The organism is Citrobacter sp. RHB20-C16 (assembly GCF_013890155.1).
Lineage (GTDB): Bacteria > Pseudomonadota > Gammaproteobacteria > Enterobacterales > Enterobacteriaceae > Citrobacter_A > Citrobacter_A amalonaticus.
The window spans coordinates 4,829,183-4,852,687 of sequence record NZ_CP057630.1 but is presented as its reverse complement, the minus strand read 5'-3'; the positions used below and the strand labels follow the sequence as shown (position 1 = coordinate 4,852,687).

The following is a 23,505-nucleotide window of genomic DNA, read 5'->3' as shown; positions in this document are numbered from 1 at the left end:
TGAATGCGGCTTTTTATTTGTTGATTATTGAATATCACCCCCATTTTGTTGCTTAATCATAGGCAACAGGACGCAGGAGTAAAAAAATGAAAACCGCTTACATTGCCAAACAACGCCAAATTAGCTTCGTGAAATCTCACTTCTCTCGTCAACTGGAGGAGCGTCTGGGTCTGATTGAAGTCCAGGCACCGATCCTCAGCCGTGTAGGGGATGGCACGCAGGATAACTTGTCGGGCTGTGAAAAAGCGGTGCAGGTGAAAGTGAAAGCGCTGCCAGATGCCCAGTTCGAAGTGGTTCATTCGCTGGCGAAGTGGAAGCGTCAAACACTGGGACAACACGACTTCAGCGCTGGCGAAGGGCTCTACACGCACATGAAAGCCCTGCGCCCGGATGAAGATCGTCTCTCCCCGCTCCACTCAGTGTATGTCGATCAGTGGGACTGGGAACGCGTGATGGGCGACGGTGAGCGTCAGTTCTCCACTCTGAAAAGCACGGTAGAGGCTATCTGGGCGGGAATTAAAGCGACCGAAGCAGCGGTAAGCAAAGAATTTGGTCTGGCACCGTTCCTGCCAGAGCAGATCCACTTTGTTCACAGCCAGGAATTACTGAGCCGTTATCCGGGTCTTGATGCAAAAGGTCGTGAACGTGCGATCGCCAAAGAGTTAGGCGCGGTCTTCCTGGTGGGGATCGGCGGTAAGCTCAGCGATGGCCACCGCCATGACGTTCGTGCGCCGGACTATGATGACTGGAGTTCCGCATCCGAGTTGGGGTATGCCGGTCTGAACGGCGATATTCTGGTCTGGAACCCGGTGCTGGAAGATGCGTTTGAACTCTCTTCCATGGGCATCCGTGTCGATGCCGACGCGCTGAAACATCAGCTTAAGCTTACCGGTGATGAAGATCGTCTGAGTCTGGAATGGCACCAGGCGCTGCTGCGCGGTGAAATGCCGCAGACTATCGGCGGCGGCATTGGTCAGTCGCGCTTAACCATGCTGCTGCTGCAACTGCCGCACATTGGTCAGGTTCAGTGCGGCGTATGGCCTGCACAGGTCCGTGAAAGCGTAGCTTCGCTGCTGTAATCTTATCGCCGCCAGCGTCTGAGCAGGCGGCTTCGCATCCCGGTATCAAAGCGCCAGATATGATCGAAAATGCGCATGATGCCGGGTTTGCCATGTGCTGACATCGCCACCGCGTGAAAGCGATGTTGATGAACCCGCTGCAGCTCTCCGACTTTACTCACCACTTCGTCAGGCAACCGCTGGGCGATAAAATCTGAAATCACCACCGCATCGGCATCAAACCACTCTCGTCCCTGCATGCGTTCAATAATGGCGCGAAAACAGCTGGCGATATCCGTACCGCCGCGAAAGCGTTGGCTCAGAAAGCGGATAGCCTGCTCAATGCCTTGTTGGCCGGAAAGCTCATAGCGCACCACTTCGGTGGAAAACAGCATGATGAAGCAACGACGGTTATCGGCAAGGGCAATGCGCATCAGGGCCAGGCAAAAGGCCTTTGCGCACTGTTCATTAAAGCCCCCCATTGAGCCGGAGGTGTCAACGCACACAATGAACGGCCCGCGCGGCTGTTCATCGAAATCCTGATGAATCACCGGTCGTTCAGTGACCTTCTCGCGCCAGGCTTCACCGTGCAGACGATAAGTGAGCAGTTGTTTTTCCACCAGCCGCCGGTAGAACTCATATTCCAGTTCTGTTATGCCGAGCGTGGCCAGTTCCGGTGGCAACAGACGCAGAATATCGTCACTTTGCTGAATACCATCAACCTGCTCAGGCACCGTGGCGGGCTCGCGCACCAGCGTGCGAAAGGTCTCCATCGGCGCATCTTTTCGCGGAACGGATTTGGCTTCCCTGGAACGCCCCAGTTGCTCTGCCAGTCGCATCAACTCCGGCTGTTCGCGCAGAAAATCACCATACTTCACGATCAACTGATAATCACCGCGTCTGAGCTGACCGGCGCTCATATCCCACAGGCGGCCTGCGGCGGTTTCGTTTTCTGCCAGAACCGGATCCAGTTGCCCGCTCAGGGTCATTCGTTCCTGAACTTCACTCAGTAACTGCTCACGCTCTTCTTCAAGCAATTGCTGATTCAGTGTCGTGGTCTGCACCACCAGACTTAAGCGCCAACGCTGTAAAAAGAGCGTATGCAGAGCGGGGGTGAATATCGTGTTGCTGTCCACCAGTTGCTGCGCCTGTTCGGCATACGGCGAGTGCAGCCGGTGTAATAGCGTCAATATTTGCGGAAGCTGGACGATGAACTGCGCGGTAGAGAGAAGCTGGCTCTGCTGGTAGCACATCACCTCTTCCGTCAGCTCTGGCGGTACGCGTGCATCTTTAAGCCGCCGACGAAGCGCTTCGCGCCAGCGCGGTAGATCGTCCGTGATTGCCGCTTTCAGACGGGGAAATTTTTCAAAAAAGACCGCCAGCTGTGGCGAGGCCAGCAGCGCGAGGATCATCTCTTCGATCATCCCCTCTTCACTGACGGCTAACATGACATTGAGTGTATCCAGTGTCAGCATTGTTGCGCCTGACGGATCTGCTCACCGACATCCTGAAGGCTGGCCTCAATACGACCTAACCAGTCGCTATGAATAAACAGGCACTTTTGCTGTTCGCTAAAGCGGGTATGCTGCTGGCGCCAGTCGTTTTCCAGCGCCTCCAGCTGCTGCTTGATTTCGCCGGGCATGGCTTCTTCCGAAGAACCAGGAAGCGCCAGGCGCGTGCCCTGTAGACTCACATCGCGCACAACCAGATGCTGGGCGCTATCGACTTCCATATTCAGCGTCTGAGCAAACCCGATCCCGTTGAGTTTACCGCGGATCTCGCCCCCTTTCGCCAGCCATTGCTCCAGCGCGCTGCGATCAAAAGCGATGTGGATCACTTCCATATCATGCAATTTCAAGGGTTTTTGCAGAAGTAGTGTCAGAGTTGTCGCAGTGACCTCTGCGGGCAAATCGTAATGCGGACGACGGCTGAACATGCCCCCCTGACGCAGCACGGTAAACGCGGTTTTATCGCTTTGTTGTTGCTGCAACTGAATGCGTTGCTGGACGATACCGCCGAGGCGTGTCAGCATGGTTTGCTGTTGCCAGGCGTGTCCGGTCATCAATATTTCGAGCTGTTGCTGCATCAGGTTCAGGCTCTGGGCGTCGTACCACAGGCAGTCCTTTAGCAGAATGAGATCGATAGGGGCAACGGCGTCACGCCCGCTAAAGAAGGCGCTGGCCTGTAACAGACGAATCGCTTTTTTCCAGCGACGGTCTGAGACGTAAGGCGCATTCGGCAGATTATCCAACTGCTGGCGCAGCGTAAAAATCAGCTCAAAAACATGATCGGGCAGCGTAATTGCGCCAATGTCTTTCTGCCAGCGGTAATACTCTTCATCGCTCACCTGTAGTGAGGCGGGAACCGGGTTTTCGCTTTCGTCCTGTTGGCTTACCAGCAAGGAGCGAAAGTTAGCTTTGTCCTGCACTTTGTCCAGCCACAGACGGATCAGCATACGGTCGTACAGCGCTTCCAGACTGCTGTCTGCTTCCGGTAGTTCGTTGGAGGCGGCCACCAGCAGACGCATAGGGATTTTTTCTTCGTGCGCGCCGTTGCGAAAGTGACGTTCGTTAATCGCAGTCAGCAGGGTATTGAGGATTGCCGGACCCGCTTTCCAGATTTCATCGAGAAAGACGATTTCCGCTTCGGGAAGATAACCGGCGGTTAAGCGTTCGTAACGACCTTCATCTTTAAGTGCCTGAATAGAGAGTGGGCCAAAAACCTCTTCCGGCGTGGAAAAACGCGTCATCAGATATTCAAACGCCCGCGCATTCTGGAAGGCAAATTTCAGCCGACGGGCAATCAGGCTTTTGGCGATCCCTGGAGGGCCAAGTAAGAAAACGCTTTCGCCGCTCAGGGCGGCCAGCAGGCAAAGCCGAATGGCGTGACTGCGCTCATAGAGACCTTTTTCCAGCGCGCTGCTCAGGCGGGAAATTCTTTCCGCTAATAAATGTGGGTGAGCCATAATAGAGTGGCGTCCTTTCATAAATGTACTGCGTTAACAGCGAGTATAGACGTTTCGGTTCACAGGCTGAACTTGTTCGGGAGGCTGTTTATTTTTCTTTGAGCCAGGTTAATCTGGTCTCATTTAGGGGTACGATTTTGCTTGGAATCGTGCATACTGTGCGCTTTTTGTGGGCCAAGGGACTACGCACACATTTCTTTATATATGAAAGACTAGTCTATGAGCACTGATAATAAGCAATCATTGTCTGCGATTACCCTCGCAGCCATTGGGGTTGTCTACGGTGATATTGGTACCAGCCCACTTTATACACTTCGTGAATGTTTGTCCGGTCAGTTTGGTTTTGGCGTTGAACGTGATGCCGTTTTTGGTTTTTTGTCGCTGATTTTCTGGCTACTCATCTTTGTTGTTTCGATTAAGTATCTGACTTTCGTCATGCGTGCTGATAACGCTGGTGAAGGGGGGATCCTGACGCTGATGTCGCTGGCGGGGCGTAATACCTCCGCGCGAACGACCTCTATGCTGGTCATCATGGGCTTAATCGGCGGCAGCTTCTTTTATGGTGAGGTGGTGATCACCCCGGCCATCTCGGTGATGTCGGCCATTGAGGGTCTGGAGATTGTTGCGCCGCAGCTGGATACCTGGATTGTCCCGCTGTCGATAATCGTCCTGACGCTGCTGTTTATGATTCAGAAGCACGGTACCGGGATGGTGGGGAAATTATTTGCGCCTATCATGCTGGCCTGGTTTTTGATTCTGGCCGTGCTTGGCCTGCGCAGCATTATTGCCAACCCCGAAGTGCTGCAGGCGTTGAACCCGATGTGGGCGGTGCATTTCTTTCTGGAATATAAAACCGTCTCCTTTGTTGCGCTTGGCGCGGTGGTTCTGTCGATTACCGGTGTCGAAGCGCTGTATGCCGATATGGGGCACTTTGGTAAGTTCCCCATCCGCCTGGCGTGGTTCACCGTGGTACTGCCTTCGCTGGTGCTCAACTACTTTGGTCAGGGCGCGCTGCTGTTAAAGCATCCGGAAGCGATTAAAAACCCGTTCTTCTTGTTGGCACCGGACTGGGCGTTGATTCCGCTGCTGATCATTGCGGCGCTGGCGACGGTGATCGCCTCTCAGGCGGTGATTTCAGGCGTCTTCTCGCTGACGCGTCAGGCGGTTCGCCTGGGATATCTGTCGCCCATGCGTATCATTCATACGTCAGAAATGGAGTCCGGGCAGATCTACATTCCGTTCGTCAACTGGATGCTTTATATCGCAGTGGTCATTGTGATTGTCAGCTTCGAACACTCCAGTAACCTGGCGGCGGCGTATGGGATTGCTGTGACCGGCACGATGGTGCTGACCTCGATTCTCTCAACCACCGTGGCGCGTAAAAACTGGCACTGGAATAAGTATTTCGTGGCGCTGATTCTCGTCGCGTTCCTGTGTATTGATATTCCGTTGTTCTCGGCAAACCTCGACAAACTGCTGTCTGGTGGTTGGTTACCGTTATCGCTGGGTCTGGTGATGTTCACCATCATGACCACCTGGAAGAGCGAACGTTTCCGCCTGCTGCGTCGTATGCACGAGCACGGTAATTCTCTGGAAGCGATGATTGCCTCGCTGGAGAAATCCCCGCCGGTACGCGTACCGGGAACTGCGGTATATATGTCTCGCGCGCTGAATGTGATCCCCTTTGCTCTGATGCACAATCTCAAGCACAACAAGGTATTGCATGAGCGAGTGATCCTGCTGACGCTGCGGACTGAAGATGCGCCGTACGTGCATAACGTCCGTCGTGTGCAGATTGAACAGCTGTCGCCAACCTTCTGGCGCGTCGTTGCCAGCTACGGCTGGCGTGAAACGCCGAATGTTGAAGAAGTCTTCCATCGCTGCGGTCTGGAAGGGTTGAGCTGCCGGATGATGGAAACGTCGTTCTTTATGTCGCACGAGTCGTTAATCGTCGGCAAACGCCCCTGGTATTTGCGTCTGCGTGGCAAGCTGTATCTGCTTCTCCAGCGTAACGCGCTGCGCGCGCCTGACCAGTTTGAGATCCCGCCTAACCGCGTGATTGAACTGGGGACACAGGTCGAGATTTAACGTGCTCATCCAGCCGGGCAGCGCAACGCTTGCCCGGCATTTTTCTTCCCGTCCAGCTCTGCTTTGTCTCTCTTTCCATTTCACTTAGCGAAACGTTTCGACGGTGATCACAAATCTGTTACGTAATGATGGTTATTTGCTCACTTCTCAGACTACACTCAATACCAGCGAAACGTTTCGCTAGTGGAGTAAGAAAATGAAGAAAGGCACTGTACTCAATTCAGAGATTTCATCGGTGATCTCCCGTCTGGGGCATACCGATACGCTGGTGGTGTGTGATGCAGGTTTACCCATCCCGAACAGAACTACGCGTATTGATATGGCATTAACCCAGGGCGTACCTTCTTTTATGCAGGTACTGGATGTGGTGACCCGTGAAATGCAGGTTGAGTCGGCCATTCTCGCGACGGAAATTAAACAACATAATCCGCAGCTCCACGAAACGTTGCTCAGCCATATCGAGCAACTGCAACAACACCAGGGAAATACCATAGAAATTCGTTACACCACGCATGAACAATTTAAAAAACAAACCGCAGACAGTCAGGCGGTAATTCGCAGCGGGGAGTGTTCCCCGTATGCGAATATCATTCTCTGTGCTGGCGTCACTTTCTGAGGCTGTCATGGACGCATTACTGCAACTCAAAGGGATCGATAAAGCGTTCCCGGGCGTGAAAGCGCTATCCGGCGCCGCACTCAATGTTTATCCCGGCCGCGTGATGGCGCTGGTGGGGGAAAATGGTGCCGGCAAATCCACCATGATGAAAGTGCTGACCGGTATCTATACCCGTGATGCGGGTTCGCTGTTGTGGCTGGGTAAAGAAACCACCTTTAATGGCCCTAAATCGTCCCAGGAAGCCGGTATCGGCATCATCCATCAGGAACTTAACCTGATCCCGCAACTCACCATTGCGGAAAATATTTTCCTCGGCCGCGAATTCGTTAACCGCGTTGGCAAGATTGACTGGAAGAAAATGTATGCCGAAGCGGATCTCCTGTTAGCTAAACTCAATCTGCGCTTTAAGAGCGACCGCCAGGTTGGTGAATTGTCGATTGGCGACCAGCAGATGGTCGAGATCGCCAAAGTGCTGAGCTTTGAGTCGAAAGTCATCATTATGGATGAGCCAACGGATGCGCTCACCGATACCGAAACTGAATCCCTGTTCCGCGTGATCCGCGAACTGAAGTCGCAGGGGCGCGGTATTGTCTATATTTCTCACCGCATGAAAGAGATCTTCGAGATTTGCGATGACGTGACCGTTTTCCGCGACGGGCAGTTTATTGCCGAACGTGAAGTGGCCTCGCTGACCGAAGACTCCCTGATAGAGATGATGGTGGGACGTAAGCTCGAAGAGCAGTATCCGCGCCTGGATAAAGCGCCTGGTGACATCCGTCTGAAGGTCGATAACCTGTGCGGACCTGGCGTGAACGATGTCTCTTTTACGCTGTGTAAAGGTGAAATATTAGGGATCTCGGGCCTGATGGGAGCCGGGCGTACCGAACTGATGAAGGTTCTGTATGGCGCGCTGCCACGCACCAGTGGTTATGTCACGCTCGACGGGCATGAAGTGATCACTCGTTCTCCGCAGGACGGACTGGCGAACGGTATCGTCTATATTTCTGAAGACCGCAAGCGCGACGGTTTAGTGCTCGGTATGTCGGTAAAAGAGAATATGTCGCTGACCGCGCTGCGCTATTTCAGTCGCAGCGGCGGCAGTCTGAAGCATAAGGATGAGCAACAGGCGGTAAGCGATTTTATCCGCCTGTTCAACGTGAAGACGCCGTCGATGGAACAGGCTATCGGTCTGCTGTCCGGTGGCAACCAGCAGAAAGTGGCGATTGCCCGTGGGTTGATGACCCGTCCGAAGGTGCTGATCCTCGATGAGCCTACCCGCGGCGTGGACGTGGGGGCCAAGAAAGAAATTTATCAGTTAATTAACCAGTTTAAGGCCGACGGCCTGAGCATCATTCTGGTCTCCTCTGAGATGCCAGAAGTATTAGGCATGAGCGATCGCATTATCGTCATGCATGAAGGGCATCTCGGCGGTGAATTCACTCGCGAGCAGGCCACCCAGGAAGTTCTGATGGCTGCCGCTGTAGGCAAGCTTAATCGCGTGAATCAGGAGTAAAAAAGATGACTACCCAGGCTGTTTCTGGTCGCCGTTATTTCACCAAAGCGTGGTTGATGGAGCAGAAGTCGCTCATCGCCCTGCTGGTGCTGATCGCGATTGTCTCGACGTTGAGCCCTAACTTTTTTACCGTCAATAACCTGTTCAACATTCTTCAACAGACATCCGTGAACGCCATTATGGCGGTGGGGATGACGCTGGTGATCCTGACATCGGGTATCGATCTGTCTGTCGGTTCCTTGCTGGCGCTCACCGGCGCGGTGGCGGCTTCAATTGTAGGGATTGAAGTTAACGCGCTGGTGGCCGTTGCTGCTGCCCTGGCATTAGGTGCCGCTGTTGGCGCAGTCACAGGTGTGATTGTGGCGAAAGGCCGCGTGCAGGCGTTTATCGCCACGCTGGTCATGATGCTACTGCTGCGCGGCGTGACAATGGTGTACACCAACGGGAGTCCGGTTAATACGGGCTTTACCGATAATGCCGATCTGTTTGGCTGGTTCGGTATCGGTCGTCCGCTGGGGGTTCCAACGCCGGTCTGGATCATGGGTATTGTTTTCCTGGCGGCATGGTACATGTTGCACCACACTCGTCTGGGTCGCTATATCTATGCGCTGGGTGGTAACGAAGCGGCAACGCGTCTGTCTGGCATTAGCGTCAGTAAAATCAAGATCATCGTCTATTCACTGTGTGGGCTGCTGGCATCGCTGGCGGGCATCATTGAAGTGGCGCGCCTCTCCTCTGCCCAGCCGACTGCCGGTACGGGCTATGAGCTGGATGCCATCGCAGCCGTTGTGCTGGGTGGGACCAGTCTGGCGGGCGGCAAAGGTCGTATTGTTGGGACCTTGATCGGCGCATTAATTCTGGGTTTCCTCAATAATGGTTTGAATTTGTTAGGTGTTTCCTCCTATTACCAGATGATCGTCAAAGCGGTGGTGATTTTGCTGGCGGTACTGGTAGACAACAAAAAGCAGTAACAACGACTACAGGACATCTTAAATATGAACATGAAAAAACTGGCTACCCTGGTTTCTGCTGTTGCGCTAAGCGCCACCGTGAGCGCGAACGCAATGGCGAAAGATACCATTGCGCTGGTGGTCTCCACGCTTAATAACCCGTTCTTTGTCTCGCTGAAAGACGGGGCGCAGAAAGAGGCTGACAAGCTGGGTTACAACCTGGTGGTACTGGATTCTCAGAACAACCCGGCGAAAGAGTTGGCGAACGTTCAGGATTTAACCGTACGTGGTACTAAAATTCTGCTGATCAACCCGACGGATTCCGACGCGGTGGGTAACGCAGTGAAGATGGCGAACCAGGCGAATATCCCGGTGATTACCCTTGACCGACAGGCAACTAAAGGTGACGTCGTCAGCCATATCGCATCTGATAACGTGCTGGGCGGGAAAATCGCCGGTGATTACATCGCCAAAAAAGCCGGTGAAGGCGCAAAAGTCATTGAACTGCAAGGTATTGCCGGGACTTCCGCGGCGCGTGAGCGTGGTGAAGGTTTCCAGCAGGCCGTTGCGGCACACAAATTTAACGTTCTGGCCAGTCAGCCGGCAGATTTCGACCGCACTAAGGGTCTGAACGTTATGCAGAACCTACTGACTGCGCATCCGGACGTGCAGGCTGTTTTTGCACAGAACGATGAAATGGCGCTGGGTGCGCTGCGTGCTCTGCAAACCGCAGGTAAATCTGATGTGATGGTGGTCGGATTTGACGGTACGCCTGATGGCGAAAAAGCGGTAAATGATGGCAAACTGGCTGCGACTATCGCACAGTTACCGGACCAGATCGGCGCGAAAGGCGTTGAGACAGCGGATAAGGTGCTGAAAGGCGAGAAAGTTCAGGCCAAATATCCAGTTGACCTGAAGCTGGTCATCAAGCAGTAACTGGCGATTCAGGCGACCGCGTGTCGCCTGAGGGACTAAATATAAAGAAAAGTGTGGCATACGCCACCGGGTAATACCGGTGGCGATCTCAGATGGACACCCCGAACATGAAAACCGCAGGCAGTCTTGTCGTTCTAGGCAGCATTAATGCCGACCATATCCTGAACCTTGAAACATTCCCTACGCCAGGCGAAACCGTCACCGGAAATCACTATCAGGTGGCTTTTGGCGGTAAAGGGGCGAATCAGGCGGTGGCTGCGGGTCGCAGTGGGGCTAATATTGCGTTCATTGCCTGTACGGGCGATGACGATATCGGAAGTAACATCCGTAAACAGCTTGTCAGTGACAACATTGACGTCGATTCGATCAGTGTCATTAGCGGTGAGTCCACCGGCGTGGCGCTGATTTTTGTGAACGGCGACGGTGAAAACGTTATTGGTATTCATGCTGGCGCTAATGCGGCGCTTTCCCCTGCATTCGTTGAGGCGCAGCGTGAGCGCATTGCTCAGGCATCTGCATTGTTGATGCAACTGGAGTCGCCGATAGAAAGCGTGTTGACGGCCGCGAAGATCGCAAAGCAAAACAATACGATTGTGGCGCTGAACCCGGCTCCGGCGCGTGAGTTATCCGACGAACTGCTGGCGCTGGTGGATATCATCACCCCCAACGAAACTGAAGCGGAAAAGCTGACGGGGATCCGTGTCGAAACTGATGCTGACGCAGCGAAAGCATCCCAGGCACTGCATGCAAAAGGCATTCGTACCGTATTGATTACATTAGGAAGCCGGGGTGTCTGGGCCAGTGTGAATGGCGAAGGCAGTCGGATACCTGGATTTAAAGTTGACGCTGTCGATACTATCGCTGCGGGCGATACCTTCAACGGCGCGCTGATCACCGCTCTGCTGGAAGAAAAACCGTTGTCTGACGCAATCCGCTTTGCGCATGCCGCTGCGGCAATTGCGGTGACCCGTAAAGGAGCACAGCCTTCCGTGCCGTGGCGTGAAGAAATTGAGGCGTTTTTAGGTCAGCAGAGGTAACGCTTGGCTACCATGAAGGATGTTGCCCGCCTGGCGGGCGTTTCCACTTCAACCGTTTCGCATGTCATTAATAAGGATCGCTTTGTCAGTGAAGCGATAACTCAAAAAGTCGATGCGGCGATCAAGTCATTAAATTACGCCCCTTCTGCGCTGGCGCGCAGCCTGAAGCTGAATCAGACGCGCACCATCGGCATGCTGATTACAGCGAGTACCAACCCCTTTTATTCCGAACTGGTGCGTGGCGTTGAGCGCAGCTGTTTTGAACGCGGCTATAGCCTGGTATTATGCAATACTGAAGGCGATGAGCAGCGCATGAACCGTAATCTGGAAACCCTGATGCAAAAGCGGGTGGATGGTTTATTGTTGCTCTGTACCGAAACACACCAGCCATCGCGTGAGATCATGCAGCGCTATCCTTCTATCCCTACTGTTATGATGGACTGGTCGCCTTTTGATGGCGATGGGGATAGCGATCTTATTCAGGATAACTCGTTGCTTGGCGGCGACCTGGCTACACAGCATTTGATTGATAAAGGTTTTACCCGTATCGCCTGCATTACCGGGCCATTGGATAAAACCCCGGCGCGATTGCGTCTGGAAGGGTATCGCGCAGCGATGAAGCGTGCCGGGCTGGATATCCCGGACGGTTACGAAATTACCGGTGATTTTGAATTTGGCGGTGGGTTTGAGGCCATGCAGAAACTGCTTTCGCATCAACATCGGCCCCACGCTGTGTTTACCGGCAATGATGCCATGGCCGTCGGCGCCTATCAGGCGTTGTACCAGGCCGGATTGCGAATTCCGCAGGACATGGCGGTGATTGGCTACGATGACATCGAACTGGCGCGTTACATGACGCCGCCGCTTACCACGATTCATCAGCCGAAAGATGAACTGGGTGAGCTGGCCATCGATGTTCTGATTCATCGGATGGCGCAACCCGCCCTACAACAGCAGCGTTTGCAACTTACTCCTGTTTTGATGGCGCGGGGTTCCGTGTAGGTTTGTGTCGCTCTTTGATCAGGTTGCGGCCATCTTTGGCTCTCAGCAACAGGAACATCAGGGCTGACACGATCGTAATCGCACCCATCGTTATAAAGGTGTAGTGGAACTGTTCGACCGTATTGGTTCCTTCCATCCCTTCATAAATGCGTAACACCGCCGCGCTTATCGCTACCCCTAAACTGATGGACAGTTGTTGCGTAACGGCCAGTACGCTGTTGCCACTGCTGGCGTTATCATCGGTCAGATCGGCCAGCGTAATGGTGTTCATTGCGGTGAATTGCGTCGACATCGCCATCCCGAGAATGAATAACGGCAGAATCAACATCCAGACGGGCATGGCGGGAGATTGCAGAGAAAACTGCGCAATCATCAATCCGATAAAGACCGTAATGCCCACCAGGGTGGTTCGATAACCCAGACGGCGCAGTACCTGCGTCACCATCGACTTCGCCAGTATTGAACCCAGCGCGGTTGGCGCCATCATGCAACCGGCAATCAGCGCCGGAAAGCCAAATCCTACCTGTAGCATCAATGGCATCAGGAACGGCACACATCCTGTTCCCAGACGGTTTGCCAGGTTACCGGAAATGCCGACGGAGAAAGTGCGCGTCTTAAATAGTGACAACGAAATAAGCGGGGTGGGATGGCGTCGCGCATGACGAATATAAGCCAGCAGTAACACAATACTCAGCAGAATAATGGTCAGTGCTATCCAGGTGGCGACAATTTTCTCGCCAAATAACTCCATCCCGCTGGAAAAGAGCACCAGACTCAGGCCGAAAAGAAAGAAGCCAGTCATATCAAATTTGCGCCGAGGGGTGGTGAAGTTCGGCATATATTTGCGCGCATATAAAATACCGGCGATTCCTATCGGAATATTGATCAGGAAAATCCAGTGCCAACTGGCCCAGGTGACCAGAACGCCTCCCAGTACGGGACCCAGAATGGGGCCGACCAGTCCAGGCATCGTCACAAAATTCAGCACCGGCAGCAGTTCACTGCGTGGGTAAGCTCTTAATAATGCCAGGCGAGCAACGGGCATCATCATTGCGCCACCAATCCCCTGAATCACGCGAAAGATAACCAACTCCGGTAACGTACTTGAAAGCGCACAGGCTAGTGAGCCGAGCGTGAACAAGCTCACAGCGATCATGAATACGCGTCGGGTACCAAAGCGATCGGCCAGCCATCCGCTCACCGGAATTAGCATGGCTACCGTCAGGGTATAACTGATAATTGCGGACTGCATTGCCAGTGGGGAGCGATTGAGACTCTGGGCAATGGCGGGTAAAGCGGTATTTAGAATAGTGGCGTCCAGTGCCTGCATGAAGAAAGCCATTGCCGCTATCCACGGCAATCCGGCCATACTGCGTGCTTTTTTGTTGGTCATGCACAATCCTGGTTATTTTCTGGACGTTCATTTGGGGCGAACAGTAGCGCCTGACAGGCCTTAAACGCACCGTCACCGTCGCTTTGTGCAATGGCATCGACAATCGCCTGATGCAAATCCAGCTTCACAACGGTGTTGTAAGTAATTGAATTAAAATAGGTATGGTAGACAGAATGAAACAACGAGGCAAAAGAGGTTAAGAACGGGTTCGCGCTCATTTCATAAATGTGTTCATGCCAGGCCATGTCCACTTCAATCCAGCGCTCGCGCTTAAAGTTCTTTTTCAACGCCACCATCTCTTCCATTAATGTATTTAGATGCGCTTTTTGTTCTGCGGTACCGATTGTTGCCGCCAGCGAGCACGCCTGAGGCTCCAGGCTAATACGCATCACCAGAAAGTGTTCAATAACTTGCTGAAAATTCTCTTCAGTCATCCACCAGGTGAGTAATTCCTGATCGAGGAAATTCCAGTTTGCCTGTGGCATCACTCGGGTGCCAATGCGAGGGCGCGGGAGCACCATCCCTTTGGCCGTTAATGTTTTAACTGCTTCCCGAACGGCGGTCCGACTCACACCAAACTGTTCGCCAAGCTCAATTTCGCCAGGAAGAATGGCACCAGGGGCATATGCACCTTTGAGGATCTGCTGCGCCAGCTTCTCAGCCAGGACATAGGAAAGGTTTTTCTGTGCAGCCAACTGTTGTGCGCTTAAAGGCATGACTCTTTGTCCTTTATCTTTTTCTTACTCATTAGTATGCCACCAGGAAGTGTGATTGCGGCTGCAAAAACAGCAAAACGCTTATTTTATGGCACGTTAATACCGGTTTTGGTGAAAAAAAGAACACTCGGAAAATTATTTTAAATTTCCTCTTGTCAGCCCGAAATAACTCCCTATAATGCGCCTCCACTGACACGGAACAACGGCACACAAGCCGCCGGGTCAGCAGGGTTCTCCGGTGAAAACCAGTGATGAACACCGACAGAGAAAAGCGAAATAAATGCTTGACTCTGAAGCGGGAAAGCGTATTATGCACACCCCGCGCCGCTGAGAAAAAGCGAAGCGGCACTGCTCTTTAACAATTTATCAGACAATCTGTGTGGGCACTCAGAGTGACATGGATTCTTAACGTCGCAAGACGAAAAATGAATACCAAGTCTCAAAGAGTGAACACGTAATTCATTACGACGTTTAATTCTAGGAGCATCAAACTTAAATTGAAGAGTTTGATCATGGCTCAGATTGAACGCTGGCGGCAGGCCTAACACATGCAAGTCGAACGGTAACAGGAAGCAGCTTGCTGCTTTGCTGACGAGTGGCGGACGGGTGAGTAATGTCTGGGAAACTGCCCGATGGAGGGGGATAACTACTGGAAACGGTAGCTAATACCGCATAATGTCGCAAGACCAAAGAGGGGGACCTTCGGGCCTCTTGCCATCGGATGTGCCCAGATGGGATTAGCTAGTTGGTGAGGTAACGGCTCACCAAGGCGACGATCCCTAGCTGGTCTGAGAGGATGACCAGCCACACTGGAACTGAGACACGGTCCAGACTCCTACGGGAGGCAGCAGTGGGGAATATTGCACAATGGGCGCAAGCCTGATGCAGCCATGCCGCGTGTATGAAGAAGGCCTTCGGGTTGTAAAGTACTTTCAGCGGGGAGGAAGGTGTTGTGGTTAATAACCGCAGCAATTGACGTTACCCGCAGAAGAAGCACCGGCTAACTCCGTGCCAGCAGCCGCGGTAATACGGAGGGTGCAAGCGTTAATCGGAATTACTGGGCGTAAAGCGCACGCAGGCGGTCTGTCAAGTCGGATGTGAAATCCCCGGGCTCAACCTGGGAACTGCATTCGAAACTGGCAGGCTTGAGTCTCGTAGAGGGGGGTAGAATTCCAGGTGTAGCGGTGAAATGCGTAGAGATCTGGAGGAATACCGGTGGCGAAGGCGGCCCCCTGGACGAAGACTGACGCTCAGGTGCGAAAGCGTGGGGAGCAAACAGGATTAGATACCCTGGTAGTCCACGCCGTAAACGATGTCTATTTGGAGGTTGTGCCCTTGAGGTGTGGCTTCCGGAGCTAACGCGTTAAATAGACCGCCTGGGGAGTACGGCCGCAAGGTTAAAACTCAAATGAATTGACGGGGGCCCGCACAAGCGGTGGAGCATGTGGTTTAATTCGATGCAACGCGAAGAACCTTACCTGGTCTTGACATCCACAGAACTTGGCAGAGATGCCTTGGTGCCTTCGGGAACTGTGAGACAGGTGCTGCATGGCTGTCGTCAGCTCGTGTTGTGAAATGTTGGGTTAAGTCCCGCAACGAGCGCAACCCTTATCCTTTGTTGCCAGCGGTTAGGCCGGGAACTCAAAGGAGACTGCCAGTGATAAACTGGAGGAAGGTGGGGATGACGTCAAGTCATCATGGCCCTTACGACCAGGGCTACACACGTGCTACAATGGCATATACAAAGAGAAGCGACCTCGCGAGAGCAAGCGGACCTCATAAAGTATGTCGTAGTCCGGATTGGAGTCTGCAACTCGACTCCATGAAGTCGGAATCGCTAGTAATCGTGGATCAGAATGCCACGGTGAATACGTTCCCGGGCCTTGTACACACCGCCCGTCACACCATGGGAGTGGGTTGCAAAAGAAGTAGGTAGCTTAACCTTCGGGAGGGCGCTTACCACTTTGTGATTCATGACTGGGGTGAAGTCGTAACAAGGTAACCGTAGGGGAACCTGCGGTTGGATCACCTCCTTACCTTAAAGAACCTGCCTTTGTAGTGCCCACACAGATTGTCTGATGAAAAGTAAAAAGCAAGGCGTCTTGCCGAAGCAGACTTCAGTGTCCCCTTCGTCTAGAGGCCCAGGACACCGCCCTTTCACGGCGGTAACAGGGGTTCGAATCCCCTAGGGGACGCCACTTGCTGGTTTGTGTGAGTGAAAGTCGCCGGCCTTTGTATCTCAAAACTGACTCAGCGAGTCATGTTTGAGATATTTGCTCTTTAAAAATCTGGATCAAGCTGAAAATTGAAACGACACACTGTTAATGGTGTGTTCGAGTCTCTCAAATTTTCGCAACACGATGATGAATCGAAAGAAACATCTTCGGGTTGTGAGGTTAAGCGACTAAGCGTACACGGTGGATGCCCTGGCAGTCAGAGGCGATGAAGGACGTGCTAATCTGCGAAAAGCGTCGGTAAGGTGATATGAACCGTTATAGCCGGCGATGTCCGAATGGGGAAACCCAGTGCAATTCGTTGCACTATCGTTAACTGAATCCATAGGTTAACGAGGCGAACCGGGGGAACTGAAACATCTAAGTACCCCGAGGAAAAGAAATCAACCGAGATTCCCCCAGTAGCGGCGAGCGAACGGGGAGCAGCCCAGAGCCTGAATCAGCATGTGTGGTAGTGGAACGGTCTGGAAAGGCCGGCGATACAGGGTGACAGCCCCGTACACAAAATTGCATGTGTTGTGAGCTCGATGAGTAGGGCGGGACACGTGGTATCCTGTCTGAATATGGGGGGACCATCCTCCAAGGCTAAATACTCCTGACTGACCGATAGTGAACCAGTACCGTGAGGGAAAGGCGAAAAGAACCCCGGCGAGGGGAGTGAAAAAGAACCTGAAACCGTGTACGTACAAGCAGTGGGAGCCTCTTTATGGGGTGACTGCGTACCTTTTGTATAATGGGTCAGCGACTTATATTCTGTAGCAAGGTTAACCGAATAGGGGAGCCGAAGGGAAACCGAGTCTTAACTGGGCGTTAAGTTGCAGGGTATAGACCCGAAACCCGGTGATCTAGCCATGGGCAGGTTGAAGGTTGGGTAACACTAACTGGAGGACCGAACCGACTAATGTTGAAAAATTAGCGGATGACTTGTGGCTGGGGGTGAAAGGCCAATCAAACCGGGAGATAGCTGGTTCTCCCCGAAAGCTATTTAGGTAGCGCCTCGTGAATTCATCTCCGGGGGTAGAGCACTGTTTCGGCTAGGGGGCCATCCCGGCTTACCAACCCGATGCAAACTGCGAATACCGGAGAATGTTATCACGGGAGACACACGGCGGGTGCTAACGTCCGTCGTGAAGAGGGAAACAACCCAGACCGCCAGCTAAGGTCCCAAAGTCATGGTTAAGTGGGAAACGATGTGGGAAGGCTCAGACAGCCAGGATGTTGGCTTAGAAGCAGCCATCATTTAAAGAAAGCGTAATAGCTCACTGGTCGAGTCGGCCTGCGCGGAAGATGTAACGGGGCTAAACCATGCACCGAAGCTGCGGCAGCGACACTAAGTGTTGTTGGGTAGGGGAGCGTTCTGTAAGCCTGTGAAGGTGTGCTGTGAGGCATGCTGGAGGTATCAGAAGTGCGAATGCTGACATAAGTAACGATAAAGCGGGTGAAAAGCCCGCTCGCCGGAAGACCAAGGGTTCCTGTCCAACGTTAATCGGGGCAGGGTGAGTCGACCCCTAAGGCGAGGCCGAAAGGCGTAGTCGATGGGAAACAGGTTAATATTCCTGTACCAGGTGTTACTGCGAAGGGGGGACGGAGAAGGCTATGTTGGCCGGGCGACGGTTGTCCCGGTTTAAGCGTGTAGGTGTGTGTTCCAGGTAAATCCGGTTCACTTTAACACTGAGGCGTGATGACGAGGCACTACGGTGCTGAAGCAACAAATGCCCTGCTTCCAGGAAAAGCCTCTAAGCATCAGGTAACATCAGATCGTACCCCAAACCGACACAGGTGGTCAGGTAGAGAATACCAAGGCGCTTGAGAGAACTCGGGTGAAGGAACTAGGCAAAATGGTGCCGTAACTTCGGGAGAAGGCACGCTGATATGTAGGTGAAGCGATTTACTCGTGGAGCTGAAATCAGTCGAAGATACCAGCTGGCTGCAACTGTTTATTAAAAACACAGCACTGTGCAAACACGAAAGTGGACGTATACGGTGTGACGCCTGCCCGGTGCCGGAAGGTTAATTGATGGGGTTATCCGTAAGGAGAAGCTCTTGATCGAAGCCCCGGTAAACGGCGGCCGTAACTATAACGGTCCTAAGGTAGCGAAATTCCTTGTCGGGTAAGTTCCGACCTGCACGAATGGCGTAATGATGGCCAGGCTGTCTCCACCCGAGACTCAGTGAAATTGAACTCGCTGTGAAGATGCAGTGTACCCGCGGCAAGACGGAAAGACCCCGTGAACCTTTACTATAGCTTGACACTGAACACTGGTCCTTGATGTGTAGGATAGGTGGGAGGCTTTGAAGCGCGGACGCCAGTTCGTGTGGAGCCGTCCTTGAAATACCACCCTTTAATGGCTGGTGTTCTAACGTGGGCCCGTAATCCGGGTTGCGGACAGTGTCTGGTGGGTAGTTTGACTGGGGCGGTCTCCTCCTAAAGAGTAACGGAGGAGCACGAAGGTTAGCTAATCCTGGTCGGACATCAGGAGGTTAGTGCAAAGGCATAAGCTAGCTTGACTGCGAGCGTGACGGCGCGAGCAGGTGCGAAAGCAGGTCTTAGTGATCCGGTGGTTCTGAATGGAAGGGCCATCGCTCAACGGATAAAAGGTACTCCGGGGATAACAGGCTGATACCGCCCAAGAGTTCATATCGACGGCGGTGTTTGGCACCTCGATGTCGGCTCATCACATCCTGGGGCTGAAGTAGGTCCCAAGGGTATGGCTGTTCGCCATTTAAAGTGGTACGCGAGCTGGGTTTAGAACGTCGTGAGACAGTTCGGTCCCTATCTGCCGTGGGCGCTGGAGAATTGAGGGGGGCTGCTCCTAGTACGAGAGGACCGGAGTGGACGCATCACTGGTGTTCGGGTTGTCATGCCAATGGCACTGCCCGGTAGCTAAATGCGGAAGAGATAAGTGCTGAAAGCATCTAAGCACGAAACTTGCCCCGAGATGAGTTCTCCCTGACCCTTTAAGGGTCCTGAAGGAACGTTGAAGACGACGACGTTGATAGGCCGGGTGTGTAAGCGCAGCGATGCGTTGAGCTAACCGGTACTAATGAACCGTGAGGCTTAACCTTACAACGCCGAAGCTGTTTCGGCGAAGAGATGACGCATTCAACTCAGCTTGATACAGATTAACAGAATTTGCCTGGCGGCTGTAGCGCGGTGGTCCCACCTGACCCCATGCCGAACTCAGAAGTGAAACGCCGTAGCGCCGATGGTAGTGTGGGGTCTCCCCATGCGAGAGTAGGGAACTGCCAGGCATCAAATTAAGCAGTAAACTGATGTAAAAATCAGTGGTTGTAGAAAAATTCGGTGGAGCGGTAGTTCAGTTGGTTAGAATACCTGCCTGTCACGCAGGGGGTCGCGGGTTCGAGTCCCGTCCGTTCCGCCACCCTAATTAGGGGCGTAGTTCAATTGGTAGAGCACCGGTCTCCAAAACCGGGTGTTGGGAGTTCGAGTCTCTCCGCCCCTGCCAGAAAATAATCCTTAGCATCTGCTAAGGATTTTTTTTGTCTGTAAAACGCGCCTCCAGATACCGATCTCTTCCTTTTCTGGCATCCTTGCCAATCTCATTTCTGCTTATTCTCCCAGTACATCTATCTTTAGAAGATCTTTGATCAGTACATGTTTATCACTATTTTGCAGCCAAATAGCGTATAACGGACGCGAAAGCGTTGCGCTGTCTGCAACAGTATGCAAACCTCCTTTCTCTTTTGCCCAACGTGTGGGTAACCATGTGCAGCCGTTCAGAGCATGAAGTTGCTGTCTGGCCAGTTCAGCAGAACTGGTGGTGAGTACCGGGACTTCATCGGCAGCAATCAATCCCACTTCGTTTTGTTGAAAGTCTGGCCCCCACTCCAGGCGCAGATAATTCAGAGCCTCTTTCATCGTTGAGGGGCTGGCGCAATATAACGCCAGGGTGAAATACCCCAGTAATTGACTGCTAAATTCATCCATTTTTGGGGCTTCTGTGGTGATAAGCAGATCAAGCTGACGTTCATGCAACTGTTTTACCAGGGACTGGCGCTGCGCAATACGGGCTTCGAATTGCAGGCCGTTCTGGGGCTCTTGTGACTGATACAAGCGTCCCAACCAGCCGTTGAGCATGCACTCCCACAGAGAGGCGCTAGCACCGATTGAAAATTCATTATGTCTGGATGTATGGGCGACCTCTTTACGTGCTGCCTGCCAAGTATTCATTAGCGTTTCCGCATAGGGCAGAAGCTTCTCGCCGGCCGCCGTTAAACGGATATTATTTCTGTGGCGGGTAAAAAGATTCACACCCAGTTGATTTTCCAACTGTCTGATGCGAAAGCTTACCGCCGACTGAGTCAGGTAGAGCGCTTCCGCAGCCCGGCCAAAGTGGCGCGTTCGGCTAACTTCCAGGAAAGTTTTTAACAATTCCGTATCCACAGTGCTCTCCGCAAAATTATTTGTCGTTATGATTTAAATGTTTTGTTTTACACTCTGTCAAGCGTAACTAATACTCCGCGCCATAAATAGATCGGCCAAAGAATTAGGAGCGTGCAGGATGGCGGAAAGCTTTACGACGACTAATCGATATTTCGACAACAAATATTATCCACGCGGATTCTCTCGTCATGGTGATTTCACCATCAAAGAGGCGCAACTGCTTGAACGTCACGGTTATGCCTTCAACGAGCTGGATCTCGGAAAACGCGAGCCGGTTACCGAAGAAGAGAAGCTCTTTGTTGCGGTATGTCGTGGTGAACGTGAGCCAGTGACCGAAGCGGAACGCGTCTGGTCCAAATATATGACGCGTATCAAGCGTCCAAAACGTTTCCATACCCTGTCCGGCGGTAAACCGCAGATGGAAGGTGCTGAGGACTACACAGAGTCTGATGACTAATAAAAAAAAGGGCGAAGGCCCTTTTTTTATGTCAGTTGTTTCTGCAGGTGAGCAAGCAGACGATCTATCGCCCGGTAACTGACCGCTTCCTGCAAGTGTCTTCGTGAAATGTGTTCGGCTTGCGCGAGATCGGCAATAGTCCTCGATACCTTTAATAACCGCTGCCAGGCGCGTATAGACAATCCAAGATGGAGGAGGGTCTCTTCAAGCCACTGCGCGTCTTCATCTGCTAATGGGCAGTGTTCACGTATCTCCCTGTTTTGCAGGTGTGCATTCAATTTGCCCTGGCGTTTATGCTGACGTTCCCGCGCACCAATGACCCGCTGTTTAACCGTAAAGCTGTTTTCTCCCTTTACACCGGGCTGGCTGAGTATGCCTGGCGGTGGGAGAGGGATCTCAAGAGAAAGATCAAAGCGGTCCAGAAAGGGGCCCGATAGCCGACTGAGATAGCGTAATGTCTGTTCAGGTGTATTGCGGTTATGGTTGCCCTGATAATGACCGGTGGGACTGGGATTCATTGCCGCTACCAATTGAAAGCGCGCAGGATAGGTGATCTTAGCGCGCGTACGCGAAAGGTGGATCTGACCAGACTCTATCGGTTCACGTAGAGCATCTAATGTGCGTCGTTCAAACTCAGGCAGCTCATCAAGAAACAGTATGCCGTTGTGTGCCAAAGAAATTTCGCCTGGTGCGGGGATAGTTCCGCCACCAACCATGGCGGTCAGGGATGCGCTGTGGTGTGGTGAGCGAAAAGGTCGTTGTTTCCATAATTTTTGCACGCTGGTCGAGTTAACCAGACTGAGGATAGCGGCGCTTTCCAGGGCTTCTTCGTTACTTAATGCCGGCAACAGGCCATTAAGACGGCTGGCAAGCATCGTTTTCCCCGTACCCGGTGGGCCAACTAATAGCAGATTGTGGCCACCTGCGGCGGTGATCTCAAGGCTGCGCTTCCCTTGCTCCTGACCAATAATATCGCTGAGATCATCAGATGACACACTGATAGTGTCGTTGTTAACAACAGGATGGCTAAGGTCATGTTTTCCTTCCAGGAAGGCACAGACAGCTTGTAGATGATCGGCAACCAGACATCCTTCACCCTCAATCAGCCCGACTTCGTCTTCGTTCTCTTTTGCCACGATAATGCCCCTTCCCACCCGTATCGCCTCGGTTGCGCTGGATATGGCGCCGGGAACGCCGCGTAATGCACCTGTAAGCGCTAATTCACCCACTAACTCATATTGGTCGAGTTTATGGGTTGTAAGCTGCTCAGAGGCAACCAGAAGCGCCACAGCAATAGGTAAATCATATCTCCCGCCCTCTTTGGGAAGATCGGCAGGGGCGAGATTGATGGTGATTTTCTTTGCGGGAAAGTCATATCCGCTATTAATGATCGCGCTGCGTACCCGGTCGCGCGCCTCTTTGACGGTCGTTTCTGGTAACCCCACCAGTGTTAAACCGGGTAAACCGTTGCTGATATGCACTTCGATAGTAATCGCCGGTGCATTGACACCCAGCGCAGCGCGTGTATGAACAATTGACAGTGACATAGTCCCTCCAGAGCCACTATTATGTCTAATTTCCTCTGTGCAAGATCACTGCTAAATAATGTTTATTCGCAGAAGATTCCGCACTTTTAATGCAATTAGTTTACGTCTTTTCTTTTTCTGGAAGGGCGCTCGCAATCCGTTTTCCTCTCCTGCGACGTTATGAAAAAGGGGTTTACTTCCGTCCAGATAGTGAATTTTTTTCAATTCCTGGTTTTTGTATATAAAACAAGGACTTTTCGTTAATCCGTTAGCTGAGTCAGAAAAATGAAAAGAAAAAAATCTTGTGCTATTGGCGAAATCTATGGTAACTCTTTAGGCATTCCTTCGAACAAGATGCCAGAAAAGACAAAAATGACAGCCCTTCTACGAGTGATTAGCCTGGTCGTGATTAGCGTGGTGGTGATTATTATCCCACCGTGCGGGGCTGCACTTGGACGAGGAAAGGCTTAAAAATCAAGCCTTAACGAACTAAGACCCCCGCACCGAAAGGTCCGGGGGTTTTTTTTGACCTTAAAAACACAACAGAGGAGCAGAAAATGAATAACAGCATAAAATTCTGTTTCTTCAGATTTATGACGGGGAACTAAC

At 52.5% G+C, this 23,505-nt stretch carries 17 protein-coding genes, 3 tRNA genes and 3 rRNA genes; 17 read left to right on the top strand and 6 right to left on the bottom strand.

Going from position 1 to position 23,505, the window contains the following annotated elements; genetic code table 11:
- The first annotated feature begins 86 nt into the window (after positions 1-86).
- Positions 87-1,079 carry an aspartate--ammonia ligase gene (asnA, locus tag HVX64_RS23170; protein WP_044268167.1) on the top strand — a complete coding sequence of 331 codons (993 nt, stop codon included), beginning with the start codon at positions 87-89 and terminating at the stop codon, positions 1,077-1,079.
- A gap of 2 nt (positions 1,080-1,081) precedes the next feature.
- Here asnA and viaA read toward each other — a convergent pair whose 3' ends face one another.
- On the bottom strand, positions 1,082-2,533 hold the full coding sequence (gene viaA, locus HVX64_RS23165) for an ATPase RavA stimulator ViaA (protein ID WP_044256201.1): 1,452 nt from the start codon (positions 2,531-2,533) through the stop codon (positions 1,082-1,084).
- Positions 2,527-4,023 carry an ATPase RavA gene (gene ravA, locus HVX64_RS23160; RefSeq protein ID WP_042998761.1) on the bottom strand — a complete coding sequence of 499 codons (1,497 nt, stop codon included), beginning with the start codon at positions 4,021-4,023 and terminating at the stop codon, positions 2,527-2,529. Before ravA ends, viaA begins: the two co-directional genes overlap by 7 nt.
- Before the next feature lie 219 nt (positions 4,024-4,242).
- Between ravA and kup the strand changes: the two genes are divergently transcribed.
- The 7 genes from kup to rbsR all read left to right on the top strand — a co-directional run bounded on the left by kup (position 4,243) and on the right by rbsR (position 12,165).
- Positions 4,243-6,111, top strand: a complete 1,869-nt coding sequence (kup, locus tag HVX64_RS23155) for a low affinity potassium transporter Kup (protein ID WP_042998762.1) — start codon at positions 4,243-4,245, stop codon at positions 6,109-6,111.
- 196 nt (positions 6,112-6,307) lie between these two features.
- A complete protein-coding gene (gene rbsD, locus HVX64_RS23150; protein ID WP_042998763.1) occupies positions 6,308-6,727 on the top strand; it encodes a D-ribose pyranase in 420 nt (139 codons plus the stop codon).
- 7 nt (positions 6,728-6,734) lie between these two features.
- Positions 6,735-8,240 carry a ribose ABC transporter ATP-binding protein RbsA gene (gene rbsA, locus HVX64_RS23145; RefSeq protein WP_044256204.1) on the top strand — a complete coding sequence of 502 codons (1,506 nt, stop codon included), beginning with the start codon at positions 6,735-6,737 and terminating at the stop codon, positions 8,238-8,240.
- A gap of 5 nt (positions 8,241-8,245) precedes the next feature.
- Positions 8,246-9,211 (top strand): ribose ABC transporter permease, encoded by a 966-nt coding sequence (rbsC, locus tag HVX64_RS23140; protein ID WP_042998765.1) that lies wholly within the window; start codon positions 8,246-8,248, stop codon positions 9,209-9,211.
- Between the two features lie 24 nt (positions 9,212-9,235).
- Positions 9,236-10,126, top strand: a complete 891-nt coding sequence (gene rbsB, locus HVX64_RS23135) for a ribose ABC transporter substrate-binding protein RbsB (protein WP_042998766.1) — start codon at positions 9,236-9,238, stop codon at positions 10,124-10,126.
- Between the two features lie 107 nt (positions 10,127-10,233).
- Positions 10,234-11,163: a ribokinase gene (gene rbsK, locus HVX64_RS23130; protein WP_044256214.1), complete on the top strand. Its 930-nt coding sequence runs from the start codon at positions 10,234-10,236 to the stop codon at positions 11,161-11,163.
- A 3-nt stretch (positions 11,164-11,166) separates the two neighbouring features.
- Positions 11,167-12,165: a ribose operon transcriptional repressor RbsR gene (gene rbsR / locus HVX64_RS23125; RefSeq protein WP_080721904.1), complete on the top strand. Its 999-nt coding sequence runs from the start codon at positions 11,167-11,169 to the stop codon at positions 12,163-12,165.
- Here rbsR and mdtD read toward each other — a convergent pair.
- Both mdtD and HVX64_RS23115 read right to left on the bottom strand, forming a co-directional pair.
- The gene (gene mdtD, locus HVX64_RS23120; RefSeq protein ID WP_181825199.1) at positions 12,131-13,558 is read right to left on the bottom strand and encodes a multidrug transporter subunit MdtD; all 1,428 of its coding nucleotides are present in this window, start codon (positions 13,556-13,558) and stop codon (positions 12,131-12,133) included. The two genes, rbsR and mdtD, sit on opposite strands and share 35 nt — an antisense overlap.
- Positions 13,555-14,274: a FadR/GntR family transcriptional regulator gene (locus HVX64_RS23115; protein ID WP_042998769.1), complete on the bottom strand. Its 720-nt coding sequence runs from the start codon at positions 14,272-14,274 to the stop codon at positions 13,555-13,557. The genes mdtD and HVX64_RS23115 overlap by 4 nt, the downstream gene beginning before the upstream one ends.
- Before the next feature lie 494 nt (positions 14,275-14,768).
- Between HVX64_RS23115 and HVX64_RS23110 the strand changes: the two genes are divergently transcribed.
- The 6 genes from HVX64_RS23110 (at position 14,769) to HVX64_RS23085 (ending at position 19,975) form a co-directional block, all read left to right on the top strand.
- Positions 14,769-16,310, top strand: a 16S ribosomal RNA gene (locus HVX64_RS23110).
- An 86-nt stretch (positions 16,311-16,396) separates the two neighbouring features.
- Positions 16,397-16,472: transfer RNA gene (locus HVX64_RS23105), tRNA-Glu, on the top strand.
- Positions 16,473-16,668: 196 nt separating this feature from the next.
- Positions 16,669-19,574, top strand: a 23S ribosomal RNA gene (locus tag HVX64_RS23100).
- 70 nt (positions 19,575-19,644) lie between these two features.
- Positions 19,645-19,760 (top strand): 5S ribosomal RNA (gene rrf / locus HVX64_RS23095).
- The 16S, 23S and 5S rRNA genes sit together here with 3 tRNA genes alongside, the layout of an rRNA operon.
- A gap of 54 nt (positions 19,761-19,814) precedes the next feature.
- Positions 19,815-19,891, top strand: a tRNA-Asp gene (locus HVX64_RS23090).
- A gap of 8 nt (positions 19,892-19,899) precedes the next feature.
- Positions 19,900-19,975 (top strand) — tRNA-Trp (locus HVX64_RS23085).
- Between the two features lie 104 nt (positions 19,976-20,079).
- Here the strand turns inward: HVX64_RS23085 and hdfR are convergent.
- On the bottom strand, positions 20,080-20,913 hold the full coding sequence (gene hdfR / locus HVX64_RS23080) for an HTH-type transcriptional regulator HdfR (protein ID WP_042998770.1): 834 nt from the start codon (positions 20,911-20,913) through the stop codon (positions 20,080-20,082).
- A 118-nt stretch (positions 20,914-21,031) separates the two neighbouring features.
- Between hdfR and maoP the strand changes: the two genes are divergently transcribed.
- Positions 21,032-21,370: a macrodomain Ori organization protein MaoP gene (maoP, locus tag HVX64_RS23075; protein WP_042326051.1), complete on the top strand. Its 339-nt coding sequence runs from the start codon at positions 21,032-21,034 to the stop codon at positions 21,368-21,370.
- Positions 21,371-21,396: 26 nt separating this feature from the next.
- Here maoP and HVX64_RS23070 read toward each other — a convergent pair whose 3' ends face one another.
- A complete protein-coding gene (locus HVX64_RS23070; RefSeq protein ID WP_044258253.1) occupies positions 21,397-22,917 on the bottom strand; it encodes a YifB family Mg chelatase-like AAA ATPase in 1,521 nt (506 codons plus the stop codon).
- 351 nt (positions 22,918-23,268) lie between these two features.
- Here HVX64_RS23070 and ilvL point away from each other — a divergent pair, with 351 nt between their 5' ends.
- On the top strand, positions 23,269-23,367 hold the full coding sequence (gene ilvL, locus HVX64_RS23065) for an ilv operon leader peptide (RefSeq protein WP_001311244.1): 99 nt from the start codon (positions 23,269-23,271) through the stop codon (positions 23,365-23,367).
- Positions 23,368-23,453: 86 nt separating this feature from the next.
- Entirely contained in the window at positions 23,454-23,504 is a 51-nt protein-coding gene (gene ilvX / locus HVX64_RS24025; RefSeq protein ID WP_193762813.1) for a peptide IlvX, read from the top strand.
- Position 23,505 lies beyond the last annotated feature (1 nt).